Here is a 16571-nt window from a genome sequence, read left to right as displayed (position 1 = left end):
CCGCGTGCCTGGAACTGACTGAAACCCTCGTGGCCGCGTCCGATATGCAGGAAAGCGCGCTCGCCGGTTTCATCGGCCGAGTCGACGCCACGAAAGAGCAGGCCCGGTGGGGATATCCCTCCACCCAAGCATGGCTGCGGTCCCGGCTCGGCATGCGCGACAACCGGGTGAAGGAGCGCCTCACCCTTGCCCGGCAGCGGCGTCGCCTCCCGCAGGTGGTCGAGCAGCTCGCCTCCGGAGACCTGTCCTACGGCTACGCCGTCACCGTCGCCGACTCGGTCTCCCGCCTGGACGACATCGACTGTGCCAAGGCGGAGGCGACCCTGCTCGGCTTCGTCGACCAGGGCTTCTCCGCGGGGAAGGTCGCCGCGTTCGGGCGCCGCATCCGCGACCTCATCGCCGACCGCGACGACACCGAAGACGCCCCCGATGAGGACACCAAACGCGGTTACGACAGATCGTGGCTCACGACCACGCGTTCGCTGGACGGCGGCCGGTATGTGAAGGGGTGGCTGAACCCCGAGGACGCCGCGATCTGGGACGGCACCCTGGCGCCGCTGGCCAAGCCGGCCGGGCCTGATGACCGCCGTGACCTCCCCGAACGCACCGCAGCCGCCCTGTCGAGCGTGCTGTCGGGCGGGCACAAGGCTTCCAAGGTCACCGTGATCTGCGACCTGGATACCCTCACCGGAGGCAACGCCCCCGCCCGCCTCACCGACGGCACCCCGATCCCCGCCGCGCAGGCGCGCCGCATCGCCTTGGCCGCCGGGGTGTCGCCCCTGCTGCTCGGGCGTGGGAACACCCCGCTGTACCTGGGATATCGGGAGCGGTTCGCTTCGGCAGCGCAGCGGCAGGTGCTGGAGACGCTCTACCCGTCCTGCGCGGTGCGGGGATGCGAGGTGCCCGGGACGCTGTGCGAAGTGGACCATGTCCACGGATGGGCGCTCGGGCGGTCGCCGACCGACATCGATCAGCTCGCTCTGACCTGTGGGTGGCACAACCGGTTCAAGCACACCAACCCCGACCAGATCCAGATCGGCAAGGATCACGACGGGCGGTACATCTACCGGCTGCTGCCACCAGCCGACGCCAGAGGATCCGCGACCGGGGCCGGGCCACCGGGCGACATCGGCCCACCCGACGACCCCGCCCTCGACTGGGCCGCATAACTCTCTTCTTTCTTGCGACCGACCCGGCGGCCATATGGCCAGCCGGGTAGGTCGACATGCGCCCGGCCACCAGGGCTCCGGCTACGCCTGGGCGGCGGCAGCGACAGAGATCTGCTCGTGGTCAATCGCCGCTCCGCAGCGACGGCCTATCTCATCGACTCCCCTCGACCCCCATCGTCTCTGACGACTTCACGAATGAAGTGACGGAAGGGGGTGGTGGGGTGGCGCGACCCGGGGCGGGGCAGGCGGAGCCTGCCCCTAACGCTGCCTCAGGGGCCGCAGAGGCTCCAAAGTCAAGGGTGGACGAAGTCCATCGCGAAGCGACGCCGAAGGCGCCCTTGACTTTGGAGGGGCGGCCCCGTACGCCAGCGCCACCCCACCACCCGAACACCCTTTCTCCGTTATCGGTCTTGCAGAACACCGGGAGACCGCCGTCTGGAGAGCACGGCCTTGAGGAGCACGGCTGGGAGGAGGAGATAGCCGAAGGCATTGTTGCCGGAGAGCCGTTGGAGCTGGGGGATGCGGCGGCTGCTCTGGAATGGCTCTGCGGGCTCGCGTGGGCGGGCGTGGACGGGTGTGCGGGTGACGTCGGGGAACGCGGAGTCGACGACGAGGGTGTCCAGTCCTGGCCACAGAGCATGATGCGTCCGCCGGGGGCGAGGACGCGGTGGGCCTCGGTGAGCAGGTGGGCGGGGACGGGCAGGTCGTGGAGGACCTTGTCGGCCCGGCAGCCGGTGAGTTCGCCGTCGCGCGAACGGGAGGCGCGGGCGTCGGTGACGCGGAGGTCGGCGTCGGGGTGGCGGGTGCGCGCCGCGGCGATCATCTCCTCGTCGAGGTCCACTCCGGTGGTGCGGACGCCGCGGGCGGTGAGTTCGGCGATGGCGCGTCCGGTGCCGCAGCCGATGTCGGCGACGAACGCGCCGGGCGCGGTGCGGAGCAGGTGGTAGGTGCACGCGCGTAGCCGGGTCGCGGCGGGGGCTGCGTCGAGCGCGGCGATGAGGTCGGCGGGCATGCGGCCATGCCGCGACCTCGAGCGAATATGAAGTCGAGCGCGGCGGGAACGCGAAGAGCCCCGGGCGCGGCGGCCCGGGGCTCTTCGGATGTGCCCGTTACGGCGCTTCGCCGTGGAAGGCGGTCTGGATGAGGCGCTTGCCGGCGCGGCGGTCGGAGTGGGTGCCGCGGCCGACGGGCAGCGGGCCGGGGCGGACGTCGAACAGGTTGCCCTCGTCCTTGTTGCCGGACATGACCAGCGCTGGCGTGGCCATGTCCTTCAGCCGCTGCATGACCGGGTCGAACATGGCGCGGCCCGCGCCGCCCATGGTGCGGGCGAGGACCAGGTGCATGCCGATGTCGCGGGCCTGCGGCAGCAGCTCGGCGACCTGCGCGAGCGGGTTGCCGGACGGGGTGGCGACGAGGTCGTAGTCGTCCACGATGAGGAACAGCTCCGACCCGCTCCACCAGGACCGGTTCCGCAGCTGCTCGGGCGTCAGGTCGGACGGGGGGAGCCGGTTGACGAGGGCGCCGTTGACGTCCTTCATCAGCCCGGCCGCGGCCGTCGAGGACGCCGCGTACCCGATGACCTGGTCGCTCTCGGCGGAGTCCAGCAGGGCGCGCCGGTAGTCGAGCATGATGATGCGGGCCTCGTCGGGGGTGTACCGCGCCTTGACGGCGTCGACGACGACGCGCAGCAGGTTCGACTTGCCGCACTCGTTGTCGCCGACGACGACGAAGTGCGGGTCGTTCTCGAAGTCCAGCAGGACGGGCGACAGCGTGTCCTCGTCGATGCCGATCGGGATGCGCTTGCCGGTCTCGGACACCTGCGGCAGCGACGCCAGCGGCAGCACGTCCGGCAGCATCCGGACCTGCGGCGCGGGCGGGCGGCCCTGCCAGCCGGACTGGACGGCCTGCACGAGCTGCTTGACGCCGTCGGCGAGGTCCTCGGAGGAGGCGCGGCCGTCGGCGCGGGGCAGGGCGGCGAGGAAGTGCAGGCCCTCGCGGGTGATGCCGCGGCCGGGCCGGCCCTCGGGGACGTTCGCGGCGAGCTTGCGGTCCATCTCCGACTCGTACGGGTCGCCGAGCTTGAGCTCCAGCTTCGTCCCGAACAGGTCGCGGATGGTGAGGCGGAACTCCGACCACTTGTTGGTGGCGGCGACGACGTGGATGCCGTAGCCGAGGCCGCGGGCGGCGAGGTCGGTGATGGTGGCCTCGACCGCCTCGAACTCCTGCCGGACGGTCAGCCAGTTGTCGACGACGAGGAACACGTCGCCGAATCCGTCGCCGGGGATCTGGCCGGTGGCGCGCAGCCGCCGGTAGGTGGCGATGGAGTCGATGCCGCGCTCGGTGAAGAACCGCTCGCGGGACTCCAGCAGGCCGGAGACCTCGGCGACGGTGCGGCGGACGCGGTCGGGGTCGAGGCGGCTGGCGACGCCGCCGACGTGCGGGAGGTCGGCGAGCGGGGCGAGGGAGCCGCCGCCGAAGTCCAGGCAGTAGAACTGCACCTCCTGCGGCGTGTGCATCAGCGCGAGGGAGGTGATGAGGGTCCGCAGCAGCGTCGACTTGCCGGCCTGCGGGGCGCCCGCGACGCCGACGTGCCCGGCGGCGCCGGACAGGTCCAGCCACATCGGGTCGCGGCGCTGGTCGAAGGGCTTGTCGACGATGCCGGCGAACGCGTGCAGCCGGCCCCGGCCGTCCCACCCGGCGGTGGTGAAGCCGAACTCGGGGGTGTGCTGGAGGTTCGGCAGGACCTGGTCCAGGGTGGACGGGTCCTCCAGCGGCGGCAGCCAGATCTGGTGCGGGGGCGGGCCGTGCCCGGCGAGCTGCTTGACGACGAGGTCGAACAGGCTGATCTGCGGGCCGTCGTCCTCCTTGCCGTCCTGGTGCTGCTGCGGCTGCTCCTGCATCCGCGGCTGCACGTAGGCGGGGGTGAACGGGACGATCTGGGCGAGCTGCCGCGGCCCCTGCCGCCCGTTCTGCGCGGCGGACTCCTCGTCCGGGCGGTACGCGCCGGACACGTACGCGGCGCGGAACCGGGTCAGCGACTCGGTGCCGATCTTCAGGTAGCCGTTGCCGGGCGCCTGCGGCAGCTCGTAGGCGTCGGGGGAGCCGAGGACGACCCGCGACTCCATCGCGGAGAACGTCCGCAGGCCGATCCGGTACGACAGGTGGGTGTCGAGGCCGCGGAGCTTGCCCTCCTCCAGGCGCTGCGACGCGAGCAGCAGGTGGACGCCGAGGGACCGGCCGAGCCGTCCGATCATGACGAACAGCTCGGCGAAGTCGGGCTTGGCGGACAGCAGCTCGGAGAACTCGTCCAGCACCACGAACAGCGTCGGCATCGGCTTCAGCGCGGCGCCCTGCTCGCGGGCCTTCTCGTAGTCGCGCAGCGAGGCGTAGTTGCCGGCCTGCCGCAGCCATTCCTGGCGCCGCACCATCTCGCCGTGCAGCGCGTCGTACATGCGGTCGACGAGGGGGAGCTCGTCCTCCAGGTTGGTGATGATGGCGGAGACGTGCTGGAGGCCGTCCATCCCGAGGAACGTCGCGCCGCCCTTGAAGTCGACGAGGACGAAGTTCAGCACCTCCGAGGAGTGCGTCATCGCCAGGCCGAGGACGAGGGTGCGCAGCAGCTCCGACTTCCCGGAACCGGTCGCGCCGATGCACAGGCCGTGCGGGCCGTACCCGCCCTGCGCGGCCTCCTTGATGTCGAGCTCGATGGGGCGGCCGTCGGCGTCCAGGCCGATCGGGACGCGCAGCCGGTTGCGCGGGGCGCGCGGCTGCCACGCCTGCCCCGGGTCGATCCGGGTCGGGTCGGGGACGCCGAGCAGCGTCGTCAGCGTCGTCGCGGCGGACAGCGCGTCCAGCTCGGCGCCGGCGGCGGCGCTGGCCCGCAGCGGCGCGAGCTGCCGCGCGAGGCCGTCCGCCTGGACGTAGCTGTACTGGTCGGGCCTGCCGAGGGAGCTGGCGACGTCCTTGCCGGTGCGGTCGCGGCGCAGCATCGCCATCTTGTCGGCGGCGACCCGCAGCCGCAGCATCGTGTTGTCGGCGGTGGGCGCGACGTGCCCGCTCAGGTCGATGACGCAGACGCCCTCGATGCCGTCCGAGCCGATCTGCGAGTCGGGGGTGACGGCGCCGCCGTCGACGATGACGACGTGGTACGGCAGGTCGTTCTGCGACAGGCCGGGGGTGAACCGGGCGCGGTCCTTCACCTCGGTGCCGAACATCCGCTCCAGCTCCGACAGGCTGGTCGCCATCAGCCGGACGGGCCCCGCCGCGTCCGTCAGCGTCGGGTGCATCGCGTGCGGCAGCCACTTCACCCAGTCCCAGTGCGGCATCGTGTCGGCGGACGCGCACACGCTGACCCGCATGTCGTCGGGCGAGTGGAACGCCGTCAGCTGCGCGATCATCGCGCGGACCATGCCGCGGACCGCGTCGAGGTCGCCCATCGGCAGGATCCGCGCGAACGACGGCAGCGACACCGCGACCGGCAGGTTCGGGACGGTGGAGTGCGCGCGGACGAACCGGCGCAGCGCGCCCGCCGTCATCGGCTCCAGGTCCTCGATGGGCCTGGTCTCCGGCGGGATCAGCTGCACGGCGAGCTTCTGCGGGCCGGCGCCGACGCGCACGTTGCCGAAGTCGGGGTCGGAGGGGCGGCGCTCCCAGATCCGGGCGCTCATCACCAGCGACCACAGCGAGTCGGGGGCGGGGCTGTTCCACTCCAGCGACTCGCGCTGCTGCTCGGCGGCGCGCCGCACCCGGCGCCGCACCTGGCTCAGGTAGCGGAAGTAGTCGCGGCGGGCGCCGTTCAGCTTGAACTTGCGCTCGCCGGAGCCGCGCCCCAGCTGGCCGATCATCATGCCGCCCATGGCCAGCGCCATGCCGCCGCTGCTGATCATCATCATCGGCGACTTGGTGCCGCCGCCGAGGAACATCAGGCCCATCATCACCGGCATGACGGCCATCGGCAGGTAGGTGAGCACCGCCTGCATGCCGCCGCTCTGCATCTCCGGGATCTCCGGCGGGGACTCGAGGAGCAGCTCGCCCTTCGGGGCAGGGGGCGGTTTCCGGCGCTCCTTGCGCTTGACGAGGATCGTGCTCACCTGGGGGTTCCCTCCGCGGGCCAACGCGTCCCGGGGGCGGCCGGACGGCGGCGGGGAGCACGGCCGACCCGCGGGCTGGTGGAGTCTTTTGTTGATTCGGTGTTGATTTAGCCTAATCGGACGCCACATCCTAAGCTGCGCGTCGATCGGATCCAGCCCGCGATCTGACCTGGAGGACGGGAGCTCCCGTGAATTCCCCCGCCACAACCGAACTGTGCAGGGTCACCATCGTCGCGCCCCGGCGGCGCGTCGACGTGTCCCTGCCCGCCGACGTGCCGCTCGCCCACATGCTGCCCACCCTCCTCCGGGCCGCCGGGGAGAACATGGCCGATGCCGGCCTTGCGCACTCCGGGTGGGTGCTGCAGCGGCTGGACGGCAGCCCCTTCGACCCGGCGCAGACGACGAGCGCGCTCGGCGTGCGGGACGGCGAGATCCTCTACTTCCGGCCGCGGATGGCGCAGCTCCCGGAGATGTCGTTCGACGACGTCGCCGACGTCATCGCGACCGGCATCCGGGAGCGCTCGGACCGCTGGCGGCCGACCACGACGCGCTCGTTCGGGCTCGGCGCGGCCGGGGCGGCGCTGGCCGTCGGCGCCGCCGTCATCGCGCTGTCCGGCCCGCCGTGGATCGTCCCGGCCGTCGCCGCCGGGCTGATCGCGCTGCTGACGCTGGTCGTCGCGATCGCGCTGTCGCGGGCGGTCGCCGACTCCGGCGCCGGCGTCGTCTTCGGGTACGCGGCGCTGCCGTACGCGTTCCTCGCGGGCGCGCTCGCCCCCGCCCGCAAGGGCGTGGAGCTGTCCGACCTCGGCGCGCCGCACCTGCTCGCCGGGTTCGGGGTCGCCGCGCTCGCCGCGATCATCGCCGCGTTCGGCGTCGCGGACGGGCTGCCGGTCTTCCTCGGCGTCGCGTTCGCCGGGTTCGTCGGCGCGGTCGGCTCCGGTGTCGGGTTCGCGTTCGACGACCTGCCGGCCGCGGGGATCGCCGCCGTCGCCGCGGTCGTGGTGATGATGTTCATCGCGGCGGTCCCGTCGCTGTCGTTCAAGCTGGCGCGGGTGCCGCTGCCGCCGGTCCCGGCCAGCGCGGAGGAGCTGCGCAGCGACACCGAGACCGTCGACGGCCGGATGGTCCTCGCCCGGACGGCCGCCGCGGACCGCTTCTCCACCGGCCTCATCGCGTCCGTCGCGCTCGTCGCGGCGGGCGCGATGCTGTTCCTGTTCGGCTCGGACGGGTGGGCCGCTCCGACGACGAGCGCGGTGATGTCGGTGTCGCTGCTGCTGCGCGCCCGCGTCTTCCGCGGCGTGTCGCAGCGCGCCTGGATGCTGGTCGTCGGGCTGTTCGGCCTGGTGCTGACCGTGATCGGGATCGCGGTGCACGGCAGCCAGGTCGTCGCGCTCGCCGCCGCCCTCGTCCCGCTGCTGCTGCTCGTCGGCGTCGTGGTCGGCGTGACGATGTGGCTGCCGACGCACAAGCCGACGCCGTTCTGGGGACGCTGGGGCGACATCCTCGACGTCCTGGTGATGATCTCGCTGATCCCGCTGGCGCTCGCGGTGCTGGACGTCTACTCCCGCGTCCGCGGGCTGGCCGGGTGAGGCGCTGATGCAGAGCCGGCGGGATCTCTACCAGGCGCACCGCCTGATGACGCAGCGCGTCGGGCTGGCGCTGCTGCAGGGCGAGCCCGACGTCGCCGAGTCGCCGATGCGGCGGCTGTCGGCGGCCGCGTTCGGCGGCGTGATGGTCGGGCTGCTCGTCGTCGCGGTGTTCGGGATCTGGGGCGTGCTGTCGCCGGGCGGCGCCAAGGGGCTGGACCAGCCGGGCGTCCTCATCATCGAGAAGGAGACCGGCACCAAGTACATCTACGACGCCAACACCAAGAAGATGTTCCCGGTCGCCAACTACGCCTCGGCGATGCTGGCGCTGGACTCCGACAACGTCTCCCGCCGCACCGTGTCCCGCAAGTCGCTCGACGGGTTCGAGCGCGGCGCGATGATCGGCATCCAGGGCGCGCCGGACTCGCTGCCCGACAGCGGCCAGCTGATCCGCGGCCCGTGGTCGGTGTGCGTCCGCGAGACCCAGGCCGCGAACGGCGTGCCGCAGGAGCTCACCGCCCTCGCCGCCGGGCGGGACGTCGGCGGCCGCGGGCTCTCCGACGGCGAGGCGGTGGTCGTGCAGGCCGGCGGCGTCCCGTGGGTCATCTGGAAGGACCACCGGATGCAGCTGTCGCTGCCGCAGAACCAGGTGCCGGTGCTGACGAACGGCCCCGAGGCCGCCGAGGTCCCGCCGAAGTGGCTGAACGCCATCCCGTCCGCCGGCGGCTTCGGCGCCCCGGACGTCCCCGGGCGCGGCAAGGCGGTGCCCGGGCCGGGCGGCGGGCAGGCGCGGGTCGGCCAGGTGTTCCGGGCGCAGACCGGCGCGGGCGGGCAGACGCTCTGGTACGTGATGCTCCAGGACGGCCTGTCGCTGATCAACGCGACGCAGGCGCAGCTGCTGCTGCTGGACCCCAACGAGAGCCAGGCGTACCCCGGCGCGAGCGTGCGCCCGGTCGACACCGACGTGTCGTCCGCGCAGCAGATCGCGTCGAAGACCCGGCTGCTGGACCAGAACCTGCCGCCGACGCTGCCGAAGTTCGTCCGGTGGGACCCGGCCACCCCGCTGTGCTCGGTGTTCCCGGTCGGGTCGTCGGCGTCGCACCTGACGGTCGGCGGGTCGCTGCCCGCGCCGTCCGCGGGCGTGCTCGGGTCCGGGTCCGCCGGCGGGTCCAGCACCGTGGACCAGATGGTGCTGCCGCCGGGCGGCGCCGCGCTGATGAGCCTCGTGCCGGGCAGCGGCGACTCGTCCACCGCCACCGAGGGCTCGGGGTCGCTGTCGCTCGTCAACGACCAGGGCATCCGGTTCGCGCTGCCGTCGGCGGACGTCGCGAAGAAGCTCGGCTACGACGCGAAGAAGGCCGCCCCGGTGCCGTCCAGCGTGGTGCACCTCATCCCGCAGGGCCCCGCGCTGGACCCGACACAGGCCCGAAAGCCCATTCCGACCGCCCAAGGCTGACGCAGTGACTGTCCGAAAAAGGGCGTGATGCAGATCACACTAACATTCTCATCCCGGGACGAACCGCTAGATCATCATTCGCGTCGACATAGGCGGGACATACGACCTATGATCGCTGACATTTCGTGCCTCAGGAGTGCTCCCCGGGCAGGCCGTGCGCCGGCTCTCTGCGGCTCCCGCGGCGCGGCGCCACAGACTCGCAAACGGAGGTGACACTGTGGGTGGACAGTCCGCAGTCGACAGAAACGCAATGCAGCAGGCGGCGACGCGGATCGAAGACTCCGCGAACATCGTCAAGGGCCTGCAGAGCCAGCTCGAGAGCCACAAGTCCTCGCTGATGTCCGGCTGGGCGGGCAACGCCGCGGTGTCCTTCGACCGGGTCTTCAACGAGTTCCAGACCGAGATGAACAAGGTGCGCACGGCCCTGGACGGCATGCACCAGAAGCTGACGCACACGAAGATCACCTACGAGTCGACCGAGCAGGAGCAGACCGAGGCGGTCAACAAGATCAACCAGCTGCTCAACGGCGGCACCTGATCGCCCCTCCACCCGCCGAACCCCTGAACGCGAAGGACTCGTGACGTGAGCGACAGTTACACCAAGGCAAACTTCGGCACCATGCAGCAGGCGCAGGCCGACTTCTCGCTGGCCTACCGCGCCCTGACCGACGAGCTCCACGACCTGGAGTCGCAGCTCGAGCGCCACCTCTCCCAGTGGGAGGGCGACGCCCAGGGCGCCTACTGGGAGGCCAAGCGCACGTGGGACGCCGCCGCGGCCCACATGGGCCAGGTCCTCAACCAGCTCGGCGTCGTCATCGGCGAGGCCCACAGCAACTACAGCGCCGCGGAGCGCCGCAACCAGGGCATCTGGGGCTGAACGACCGCTGGACCGCCTACGTCGTGCCGCCCCCGCCGGGCCGCACGGCGTAGGCGCGCCAGGGGGGTCCGGAGGCCATTCGCCAGGAGGATGAGCTATGAGCAAGTACAACCTGCCGCCTGAAGCGCTCTCGAAGGTCGACTACACCTACACGACTGGTGCCGGTGAGTACACCCAGGTCCACACCCAGCACGGGCTGACCCAGCAGGAGTGGAACGACCTCCCCGAGTACGAGCAGCGGCAGCTCTACTACCAGTACGGCATCCCGGCCAAGAGCCCGACGGATCCCTCCAACTCCGTCCCGCGCAAGTCCCAGCCCGACGACGGGAAGTGGGGCATCGAGGCGGACGACGGGTACGAGGTCGACCCCACGGAACTGCGGAACCTGGCCAGCAAGATGCACAGCGAGTTCACCGGCTGGCAGCAGCGGCTCGCGAAGGTCCAGAAGATCGCCATCACCACCGGCAACCTCGGCAGCGTCCCGGGCAGCGAGAGCTTCGTCGACCTGGCGAACCAGTCGCGCGACGGCTTCGGCACGTACATCAAGAACATCACCGACGCCTACAACGGCGTGATCGAGAAGCTGAAGGCGACCGCCGACGGCTACGAGGCCGCTCACGGCAAGACCCAGCAGCAGGTCAACGGCGTCCACCCCGGCGGCAACGCCAACTTCAAGTAACCCGCCGAACGGAGGGAGGGACAGCCCATGGGCCAGGAGTACTACGTCATCCGCGGCTCCCAGTCGTGGTCCAAGCCGACAGCCGACGGGATGAGCCTCGACGACGTCAAGAAGAAGCTGTCGAGCATCAACTCGGAACCGGTGAAAGAGGCCGGCACCGCCTACTCCGACGCGGCGGACGCACTTGCGGAGATGAGCACCGCGCTCCGCGGATTCGCCGAGACGCTCGTCAAGCACTGGAAGGGCGACGAGGCCAAGAAGGCGGTCGCCCAGCTGCAGCAGGTCCACACGACCTCGATCAATCTCTCGAACAGCAGCCACACGAACGCCTCGACCTACACCTGGTACGGCACGCAGATCCTCGACTGGTACAAGCAGGCCGGCCAGGACGCCAGCGACGGCCTCATCCACACCAGCGGCGACGACAAGCACGGCCGGGAACTGATGCAGCGGTTCCTGAACCGGACCGGCGAGGCGTTCAACGCCCACCCGACCCAGATCACCAAGGACCTCCCGGAGGACCACGGTGGGCTGAGCGACAAGCCGACGTTCCCCGGTGGACCCAATGGTCCCGGCGCCGGTGGCGGCGGCGGCTTCGGTGGTGGCGGCGGCGGGCTGCCCGGTGCCGGTGCCGGTGGCGGTGGCGGCTTCGGCAGCGACCCCGGCGGCCTCGGCAAGTACGGCTCCGGTAGTTCCAGCCCGTTCGCACCTGTCGGCGACGGAGGGCCGCATCTCCCTGGCGGGACCGGCAGCGGCGGTTCCGGCGGCTTCGGCAGCGACCCCGGCGGGCTCGGCGGGAGCCACGGCGGCGGAGGCAGCCTCGGCGGTAGCGGCGGCCTCGGCAGCGACCTGTCCAGCTTCCCCGGTGGCGGCGGTGGCGGCGGGCTCCCCGGCGGCGGCGCCGGTGGCGGCCTCGGCGCCGACCCGGGCGGTCTCGGCGGAGGAGCGGGCGCCGGTGGCGGCCTCGGCGGCTTCGGTGCGACCCCGGGCGGCCTCGGTGCCGCCGGCGGGGGCCTCGGCGCGGCCGGTGCGGCCGGACGCGCCGGCGCCGGACGCATGGGCGGCATGCCCATGGGCCACGGCGGACACGGCAACGGCAAGGAAGAGGAGCGCGAGCGCACCACCTGGCTGTCCGAGGACGACGACGTCTGGGGAGCCGACGATGACACCGCACCTCCGGTGATCGGCTGATCGCCGCGGTACCGACGACGTGAACAGGGCGGACGGGGCCTGAACCTCCGTCCGCCCTTTCCGCATCTGGATGGGATAGGACAATGCGACGGCTGATCCAAGCGGCGGCGGCGACGGCGGCCGCGATGGGCCTGGCTCTCGGTCCGGTGACCGCGGCCCATGCGGGACCTGTCGAGCAGAAGGAGTGGTGGTTCGACTCCTGGGGGATCAGGACGGACGTGTGGCCTCAGAGCAAGGGCGCCGGCGTGACCGTCGCGGTGGTCGACACCGGGGTCAACGCATCGCTGCCCGATCTGAAGGACGCCGTCGTGCCGGGCAAGGCCTTCAACGCGTCCGGGCAGCCCACGGGCGATGACGCGACGCGGGACCAGGACCCCAACGAGGGCCATGGCACCGCCATGGCGAGCCTCATCGCGTCTCGGGGAACGCATACCGGGTTCTACGGCATCGCCCCCGAAGCGAAGATCCTCCCGATGCACGAGCCGGGTCTCTCGCCGGACGCCACGTCCGCCGTGATCCGCTACGCGGCGGACCACGGCGCCAAAGTGATCAACTTCTCGCAGGGGTCATCGGCCGCGGTCTACCCGAACCACTGCCCGCCGAAGATGGTCCAGGCCCTCAAGTACGCCGAGAAGAAGAACGTCGTGGTCGTGGCGGCCGCCGGCAACTCGGGCGACTACAACAACGATGCGGAGATCCCGGGTTCCTGCCCGGGCGTGCTCGCGGTCGGCGCCGTCGACCACCAGGGCAAGCCGTGGGAGCACACGCAGCGGCAGGACTACGTCACGGTCGCCGCGCCGGGCGCCGGCGTCGGCGGTATGGGCAAGACAGGGCACGTCTACAACAACGGCGAGGGGACGAGCCAGGCGACCGCGCTGACGTCCGGGGCCGTCGCGCTCATCCGCAGCAAGTACCCGCAGATGACGGCGCGCCGGACCGTCCAGGTCCTCACCAACACGGCGAAGGACTTCGGTGAGCCGGGCAAGGACGCCCAACTCGGCTACGGCGTCATCAGCATCACCCGTGCGCTGAAGAACAACGTTCCGCAGAACGCGCCGAATCCCGTCTACGCGCGCCTCGACAAGGCCGCCGCCGATCAGCCCGCCGGTGGTGACGGGCAGGCGGCGCCGAAGACGAAGGGCGGCGGCGGTGACTCCGGCGGCTCGAACGCGCCGCTGGTCATCGGCGGGATCGTGGTCGTCGTCGTGCTGGTCGGTGCCGGGCTCTTCGTCGTGATGCGGCGCCGGAAGCCGAGCGGCGCAGGCGGCGGGCCGGGCGGGCCGTACGGGGCCGGGCCCTTCCCGAACGGGCCGCAGCCGATGAACCGGCCGGGCACGCCTCCGTCCTTCGGCGGCCACACCGGCGGTCAGCCGCTGCCTCCGCAGGGCGGCGGGCAGCAGTTCCAGGCGCCGCCGCAGGGACGGCCGAACCCTAACCTGGCGCCGCCTCAGAGCGGGCCCGGCACGGCGCCTCCCGCGCCTCACGGGCAGCCCAACCCGAACCTCGCGCCGCCCCCCGAGTGATCGTCGCCGACCCGGGCCGGACGCCGGCCCGGGTCAGCGGCGCACGCAGGTCCTGCAGGACGACAGGGCCGTGGTGACATCGCGTGCGACGGCCTGGGCGGCCTCGCGCGTCACCGATTCGTCCAGCGGGACGCCCTTCCGCTGAACCGCGACCCCGTCATGGTCGAGCGGGTAGGTGGCGCCGTCGAAGTCGACGGTGATGACGGCGTTCTGCGTCCGGACGACCATTCTCGACGTGCCGCTGCGTCCGAGCGCGGTCGTCGTGACCGTGTGATGCAGGAAGGCTTCGTCCCCGAGTCCGCGCGTCAGGACCGGCGCCTCGTTGTGGATGGATCCGACGCTGTCGGTGACGGTTCCCTGCTTCGACGTCCGCCAGGCCGACCGGTAGTCGGACTCGGCGTCGGCGAGGCCGGGCGCCCCGACGAACAAGCGCATCGCGACCCGCAGATGCCGAGAGGTGAGCGTCTTGCCCTTCTCGGCGCTGAGCGGTTCTCGCCAGTCGCAGGCCGCGTACTGCTGATCGCCGGAAACTCCACCGGTGTCGGGCGTCGGTTTCCCCGCAGTCGGCATGTACTTGGACAGGACGGCGGTGGACGGCGACCGGCACGCGTCCGGAAGCGCCGCGAAATGAACCGGGGGCGCAGGCTTCTCATCCGTCCCGGACGTCCCCCAGACCACGGCGCCGCCGATCACGACGGCCGCCGCGACCGCCCCTAGGATCGCGACTCGCGGCCTATCCTTCGCCCATTCGAGGACGGACCTCCGCGTCGGCCTCTCAGGCCCTGAGGCTTGCTCTGAGCCCTCCGCAACCGGCTCCGGTGCGACGCCTTCCGGCCCGGCCTCGTCGCCGCCGCCGGTCTCGTGAGCCTCGCGGTACGACCCGTCCAACCCTTGATCGGGAGCCACGAACTCCGGCCGCGAACCCTCAGCCAACGCCCAAGCCCCCAAACCGTGCGAGTCCGTCATCCGTATCGCCGCGAGATTAACACCGAACCGAAGCCGTCCCCGCCGTTGCGGAAGCCGGTGGATACGTGCTCGGCTCCTTGCCCAGGCAACGGCCGGCGGTACCGTCAGCACGGTAAGACGCGCGATGTCGTCATGTCACCAGGTCGGCTTTCTGACTGAAGGTTGACTGATCCTGCCCTGCACGGAAAGATCCCGCCGAATCTTCGTCGCGGACCTCGCAGAGGACCATGCATGACCATCCCTCGCAGTGACCACCTAACGGAACGTCTGAAGAACCTCTGACCGTCGGCATGGCCGCAGTCCCGGGATTCGGATTCTCCGCAGAGAGGGCGCTCATGACGGTTAGAGCCGGCAAGGCGGCAGCCCTGGCCCTCGCATGTGCGTTCCTGTCGAACTGTGTCTCTACGAATTCGTCCTCTTCTTCGCCCTCCGTGACCACCCCAGTGGCCCCGATCAGCGTCGATGGCCCTATGCCGGGGCGCTGGCACGCCGCCTGGACGAGGACGTTCACCCTCGCTCGAGAGGCGGGCGATCTCAGGGACCTGGCCCTGGTCGAAGGAGTCCTGGTGGCGGCCTCTCCACAGGGTGTCGAGGCCCTTAACGCCCGGACGGGCGCGACCCTGTGGCGCAGCGCCTCCTTCGACCGTTCGGGAGTCGCGGCGTTCGCGGTCAGCGGCCGGCACGTGGTCATCGCCGCTCGCGATGGCCGCTGGATCGGCGTCCGAGCATCCACAGGTCTGGTCTCGTGGCGATCACAGGCGCCGTCCGGCGCGCTGATCCCGTATTCCGACGGCCTCCGAGTGCTGGCCGGGTCGGCGACGGTACCGGTGGCTTCGCTCGATACCCACACCGTCCGCGGCATTGACGGCCTGACCGGGCGCGTCAAATGGACCATCGGCCGGGAGCAGCTCTACGGCTGCACGCCGGACGCGTCGCGATTGACCCAGCCCAACAGCGTCGAGACGAAACGGTACGTCAGCAAGAATTGGCTTGCCATTCCTGTCACATGCGGCGTGAGGAACGCCGTCGTCGCGGTCGACGCGGCGTCAGGGCGAGCCGCGTGGCGTCATGGCACGCTGACGCCGGACGACTCTCCGCTGTCGTCGGCAGGCGACAGGTTCGTCGGCATCAACGATGCCGGTTGCGGAATCTTCGAGCGGGGAATCGAAGAGGATTCCCATGAGCTGATCCTCCAGATCCGTCGGGTCGGTGACCGTCGGCGGAGCCCGAGCCTCGGTCGTGGACCTTCCGGGGGGAGTGCGGGAAGTGGCATTCGACGGCACCCGGGCCTACGGAGTCCGACCTGACGGATCGATCGAAGTGGCGACCGCCGGGCAGACAGCCCCGGCTGAGGTGACCCCCGCTCCGCGGGGCGAGATCTACTGGATCGCCGCAGGCAACAACTCGCTGGTCATCGCGGCCTCGATGGCTTCGGCGAATGAGAAGCAGGTCACGATGATGTCGGTCGGCAACTAGCCGCATTGCGTCGGCCTCTTCTGACCTGATGGGCGCGCGCGACCGCTCCATTATTGTGGCCGGATATGCGCACCGTGGTCTGATCGGTTCGATCGGTGGGCCGCCCGGAATGGCCACCGGAGCCGCCATCGGCGGAACGCTCGCCGGTACGGGCGGTGGCATCTGGGGCGGCATAGAAGATCTCTGGTGAGGGGCTGCCGTCCGTGAAGCAATTCGAAGTCGTGGTCGGTGCCGCCCTCCTCGCCCTCTCCTTCGTTTCCTTGACGATCTGGATCGGGCGGGCCGTGCGGCGGCGCGATCTGGACGGAATTCCTTTCGTCTATTCTTCCAATGTCGGCCATGGGTGTGTTCCTGCTGGCGTATGGCCTGTCCTGGTACGACGGCATCGGTGCCCTGGTTCTCGTGGCGTCCGCGATCGTGGGTTTCGGGTCGGGAATCGCCTTGATGGTGAGCATGACACGATCAAGCAGAGATCCCTTCTGATCGGCTCCTACGTCATGGGCGCCCTGTCGCGGGGGCGACCGGCGGGGCGGGAGCGGATATCTTCGGAGCGGTCGG

The 16571-nt window shown here is 71.1% G+C and carries 15 protein-coding genes; 12 read left to right on the top strand and 3 right to left on the bottom strand.

The window, feature by feature from the left end; all coding sequences use genetic code 11:
* Positions 1 to 1169 (top strand): HNH endonuclease signature motif containing protein (locus J4557_RS41735; RefSeq protein ID WP_208272362.1); only part of this gene is annotated, 1169 nt, incomplete at its 5' end.
* Positions 1170 to 1320: 151 nt separating this feature from the next.
* Here the strand turns inward: J4557_RS41735 and J4557_RS41730 are convergent.
* Positions 1321 to 2181 carry a class I SAM-dependent methyltransferase gene (locus J4557_RS41730; protein WP_208272361.1) on the bottom strand — a complete coding sequence of 287 codons (861 nt, stop codon included), beginning with the start codon at positions 2179 to 2181 and terminating at the stop codon, positions 1321 to 1323.
* 97 nt (positions 2182 to 2278) lie between these two features.
* Positions 2279 to 6259 (bottom strand): type VII secretion protein EccCa, encoded by a 3981-nt coding sequence (gene eccCa, locus J4557_RS41725; RefSeq protein ID WP_208272360.1) that lies wholly within the window; start codon positions 6257 to 6259, stop codon positions 2279 to 2281.
* A 188-nt stretch (positions 6260 to 6447) separates the two neighbouring features.
* Between eccCa and eccD the strand changes: the two genes are divergently transcribed.
* The 7 genes from eccD (at position 6448) to J4557_RS41690 (ending at position 13571) form a co-directional block, all read left to right on the top strand.
* On the top strand, positions 6448 to 7848 hold the full coding sequence (eccD, locus tag J4557_RS41720; RefSeq protein WP_208272359.1) for a type VII secretion integral membrane protein EccD: 1401 nt from the start codon (positions 6448 to 6450) through the stop codon (positions 7846 to 7848).
* Between the two features lie 7 nt (positions 7849 to 7855).
* The gene (eccB, locus tag J4557_RS41715) at positions 7856 to 9301 is read left to right on the top strand and encodes a type VII secretion protein EccB (RefSeq protein ID WP_208272358.1); all 1446 of its coding nucleotides are present in this window, start codon (positions 7856 to 7858) and stop codon (positions 9299 to 9301) included.
* Between the two features lie 136 nt (positions 9302 to 9437).
* Complete coding sequence (locus J4557_RS41710; RefSeq protein WP_307800510.1) at positions 9438 to 9839, top strand: WXG100 family type VII secretion target; 402 nt, start codon at positions 9438 to 9440, stop codon at positions 9837 to 9839.
* Between the two features lie 45 nt (positions 9840 to 9884).
* On the top strand, positions 9885 to 10178 hold the full coding sequence (locus J4557_RS41705; RefSeq protein ID WP_151543136.1) for a WXG100 family type VII secretion target: 294 nt from the start codon (positions 9885 to 9887) through the stop codon (positions 10176 to 10178).
* Between the two features lie 97 nt (positions 10179 to 10275).
* Complete coding sequence (locus J4557_RS41700; RefSeq protein WP_208272357.1) at positions 10276 to 10857, top strand: hypothetical protein; 582 nt, start codon at positions 10276 to 10278, stop codon at positions 10855 to 10857.
* 27 nt (positions 10858 to 10884) lie between these two features.
* Positions 10885 to 12048, top strand: coding sequence for a hypothetical protein (locus J4557_RS41695; protein WP_208272356.1), 1164 nt, complete (start codon positions 10885 to 10887; stop codon positions 12046 to 12048).
* An 83-nt stretch (positions 12049 to 12131) separates the two neighbouring features.
* The gene (locus J4557_RS41690) at positions 12132 to 13571 is read left to right on the top strand and encodes a S8 family serine peptidase (RefSeq protein ID WP_208272355.1); all 1440 of its coding nucleotides are present in this window, start codon (positions 12132 to 12134) and stop codon (positions 13569 to 13571) included.
* A gap of 33 nt (positions 13572 to 13604) precedes the next feature.
* Here the strand turns inward: J4557_RS41690 and J4557_RS41685 are convergent, their stop codons facing one another.
* Entirely contained in the window at positions 13605 to 14141 is a 537-nt protein-coding gene (locus J4557_RS41685; protein WP_208272354.1) for a hypothetical protein, read from the bottom strand.
* A 962-nt stretch (positions 14142 to 15103) separates the two neighbouring features.
* On the opposite strand from J4557_RS41685, the gene J4557_RS41680 reads away from it, so the two are divergent.
* From J4557_RS41680 to J4557_RS41665, 4 genes are all read left to right on the top strand, one after another.
* Positions 15104 to 15844 carry an outer membrane protein assembly factor BamB family protein gene (locus J4557_RS41680; protein WP_208272353.1) on the top strand — a complete coding sequence of 247 codons (741 nt, stop codon included), beginning with the start codon at positions 15104 to 15106 and terminating at the stop codon, positions 15842 to 15844.
* Positions 15804 to 16013 carry a hypothetical protein gene (locus tag J4557_RS41675; RefSeq protein WP_208272352.1) on the top strand — a complete coding sequence of 70 codons (210 nt, stop codon included), beginning with the start codon at positions 15804 to 15806 and terminating at the stop codon, positions 16011 to 16013. Before J4557_RS41680 ends, J4557_RS41675 begins: the two co-directional genes overlap by 41 nt.
* 28 nt (positions 16014 to 16041) lie before the next feature.
* Entirely contained in the window at positions 16042 to 16203 is a 162-nt protein-coding gene (locus tag J4557_RS41670; protein ID WP_208272351.1) for a hypothetical protein, read from the top strand.
* Between the two features lie 149 nt (positions 16204 to 16352).
* The gene (locus J4557_RS41665) at positions 16353 to 16496 is read left to right on the top strand and encodes a hypothetical protein (RefSeq protein WP_208272350.1); all 144 of its coding nucleotides are present in this window, start codon (positions 16353 to 16355) and stop codon (positions 16494 to 16496) included.
* Positions 16497 to 16571: the final 75 nt, after the last annotated feature.

It is taken from the genome of Actinomadura nitritigenes, assembly GCF_017573545.1.
Taxonomy (GTDB): Bacteria; Actinomycetota; Actinomycetes; order Streptosporangiales; family Streptosporangiaceae; genus Spirillospora; species Spirillospora nitritigenes.
Note: the sequence above shows the minus strand (reverse complement) of the source record. Positions and strands in the feature narration are given on the sequence as shown.